2 protein-coding genes are annotated in these 3,358 nt (G+C 38.9%); both read right to left on the bottom strand.

Annotated elements, in window-relative coordinates; translation table 11 throughout:
- Positions 1–2,122, bottom strand: a 2,122-nt coding sequence (locus I3255_RS13405) for an MCP four helix bundle domain-containing protein (protein WP_238039256.1), incomplete at its 3' end; no start/stop codon positions are given.
- Between the two features lie 3 nt (positions 2,123–2,125).
- A partial coding sequence (locus I3255_RS13400) for an extracellular solute-binding protein (protein ID WP_238039255.1) occupies positions 2,126–3,358 on the bottom strand: 1,233 nt, incomplete at its 5' end.

Genomic DNA, 3,358 nt, shown 5'->3' with positions numbered 1-3,358 from the left:
TATCAATGGTGCGGTGTTGATTTCTAGCGACAGCATCACAGCTATTGACTAATAAGTTAACCAGAACCTGTTCTAACTGAACTTGATCGGCAAATGCAAATAAACCGGATGGAACTAAGTTATTGATCACGGTCTGCTGCATTTTAGCTCGGCTCTCAACAATCATCATCGCTTGGCTTATCGATTCTTGCACATTCACATTAACCAACGCATTTCCAGCCGATTGTTTTTTGGAAAAACTCTTCAAGCTTGAGATTATACGCCCCATTCGTGATGTGAGGTTATCTACTTTATCTATCGTTGTGAGTAGTTTTGTATAATTTTCTCGTTCAATAGCCATTTTAGCGGTAAAAATATGCGTACTGATAGCCGATAAAGGTTGGTTCAATTCATGGGCTAGCGAAGTCATTGTTTGGCCAACAACCGCCATTTTTGCCGCCTGAATTAACTCATCTTGGGTATTTCTTAAGTCTGCTTCAATGCGTTTTCTATCTTCTATCTCAGCTTTGAGTTGGCGATTACGGTTGGTTAAAGAGAGGGTTTTTTCTTTAACCATACTCTCTAACCAGCGAGCAATATTTTCTTGTTCCGTAATATCGGTGATCGTTACGATAACTTTATCTTGGTTTCCCTGTTGAAATATCCGAAAGTCTAATCGTAAGTAAGTTGTTTCATCGGAAATTTTCTGGCATATCGTCAGGTTACAAGCGCCTTGACTCAATAGAGGGCTGCTTGCATCAAAGAGAGCTTGTAAACGACCATGCATATCGTGTTTGAATAATCCCCAGATTTGAACGAGTGAATCATTATTGCCAAGTTGAAATAGTTTTTGTGCACTTGGGTTCATTGACTCGATGGTGCCAGATAAATTACACGTAATAATACTGGCCTGAGTATTGTTGATAAGACTTAACGCATTGGTCTTTTGCATTTCTTGCATTTGCTGGCAAAACAGACGTAGATTATTACCAATTAGACCGATCTCATCGTCTCCCGATACCTGTATTGGTGAATCTAATTTACCATCTGTTACAGCTCTTAAATCCTGACTCAATAGATTAAGTCGTTTAACGATTCCTTTTCCGACCAAGTAGATAGAGAGAATAATAGAGACAAAAATGGTTAGAAATACCACTCCAAATAAAATGATATTGCTTAGAGTAATGGTATGGCGAGTCTCTTTATTAAGCTGATTTAGATCGTTATCCGCCTGTGTCACCATGGTTTGAATCAGTTCTTCTTGATGGGTCATTTGACGGCCAATGGAACGTTGCAACTGGGTGATCTTTTTTGATAATTCAACGTCTTGACGTAGCTGCTTTTGCAAATCCCCTTGAGGGCTAGTTAATGTTATAAATTCTTTTAAGAGCTGGCGGTAATTAGTCGTGGTTTGGTAATGGGCTAGTTGCAGACTTAACCGAGTAATTTCTTTTATTTTGTAATCAATAAAGTAAAAAGCATTGCCTAAATCTCGTTGACGACGCTGCAAAATAATATCTTCGATTAACTGATGAAGTTCATTCTCTTTAATCGTAATGGCTTGAATTAATGAAAATTCAGTCATCACCTCAGCAAGTGCGCGATCTTGCTGAACAGCTGGCATCATACGTTTCAGTTGCCATTCCACATCTTGACGCAAAGGCGATAGCTCATCGATTAAATCTTGATGGAGCCATTTGATAGCATTTTGTGTCTGCTTGAGATTTGTTAGCACATCATTTCGCTGGGCTAACAAATTAATATAAACCGCAATATCTTGGGTAAGTAGCTCATGTTCTTGTTTTAATGTGACATGATTTTGTAATGAAATGGTTTTTTTTATCGCAGCCGTAATAGATTCAAGGTGTTGATTAATTTCATTTTTTAATGCAGTAAATACGATAGGATCTTGGGTTAACTCAATTTCACTTAACCCCGATTGCAAACCAGCTGACTTACGCTCAAGTTGATAGCTTACTTGGAGCGTAGGCATATTTTGATGGACAATTGTCTCTATTTGACGATTGAGCCGCTCCCAATTAGTTGCTGCAATTAAGCTCACCATAATAGTAAGAAAGGCCATAAACCCAATTGCTGATATAAGACGATTACCAATTGTTTTATTTGAGCGGCGAACACTCATTTTTTATCCTCTTAATTGAGATAATAACCTTTGACTAATAGCAATCGATTCTAGCAAATTGTTATGCATAGTATCACGCCATTGAGTGAGTGTTTTTTGAGTTACTGTATCTTGTCTGCTAGGGGAGAGATACGCAAAATTTTTCGTCGCAGCATCCTGTGCTGATATTGGTGGTGTTGAAGCCAGTTGTTTTGCTTGCAAGTACACTTTTTGTTGAGCTGGTGTCAGTTCTTCTTGGTACTTTTCAATATTATGCAGTAGCCGCCACGCTTGATTTAAACTGGTTAATTGATAACTGATAGTTTGATCAAACAGATATTTGACCAGTAAATCTCGTTGCTTCATTAAGGATAGTCTAAGCGGTTCGGGCAGCTCAGGTCGTGTCATTTTATCATCAATGGCGTATTTATTGATAAGAGATTTGAGTTCACGTTGCGTAGAAGCCGATAGAACATAGTTGATAAACTCAAGCGTATACTTATTTGGTGTTGAATGCTTGATTCCAGCAATAAAACTTGGCAATCGAGGCGTATTTTTCTGGTAATGAAATTCAATAAAAGGAAACTGCTTTTGATATTCAAAGGCGAAGCTATCTAATACCGGACCAACGCCCGCCGTACCTTGAGATACCATATCGCTAACACCATAACTACGGGCGGCAATCTGCTTAGTATTTCCTGCTATTTGGTAAAGTAATGCCCAGCCTTTATCCCACCCATAGTGCTGTAAAATACTCTCCACCATAAAATGTGTGGTAATTGAGCGACTTGGGCTACCAATTGCAACATGACCTGCATACATAGGATCCGTTAGCATTTCCCAAGATGTTGGGGCTGGAAGCTGGTGGGAACTTAAATAATCTTGATTGGCGATAAAGCCATATCCAGAGTAACCGAAGATTGCAATGTTCGGATCTGGATATTGGAAAAATGCGTATTTACCCTGTTTACTCTGTAAGGACTGAGGCAGAGGGAGTAATTCATGATTTTTAATCAATGGGGTGAAGATTATTCGTGATGAAGAGACAATAACATCAATGTGGCGTCTGCTTTGGGTTATTTGACGCAGAGCTGCAGATTCACGACGTGAGAGTACATCGATTTCCAGATCTGGGTGCTGTTGCTGAAATTGCCAAATTAATGGTGCAATAGTGGATTCTGTAAATGTTGTAAGAATCGTAAGCTGTTGCGCTTTTGCGGTATAAGCGAAACAGAACAGAATAAAAAGTAGTAAATA

Origin of the sequence: Psychrobacter sp. Ps6 (assembly GCF_022129235.1) — a bacterium.
Taxonomy (GTDB): Bacteria; Pseudomonadota; Gammaproteobacteria; order Pseudomonadales; family Moraxellaceae; genus Psychrobacter.
Note: the sequence above shows the minus strand (reverse complement) of the source record. Positions and strands in the feature narration are given on the sequence as shown.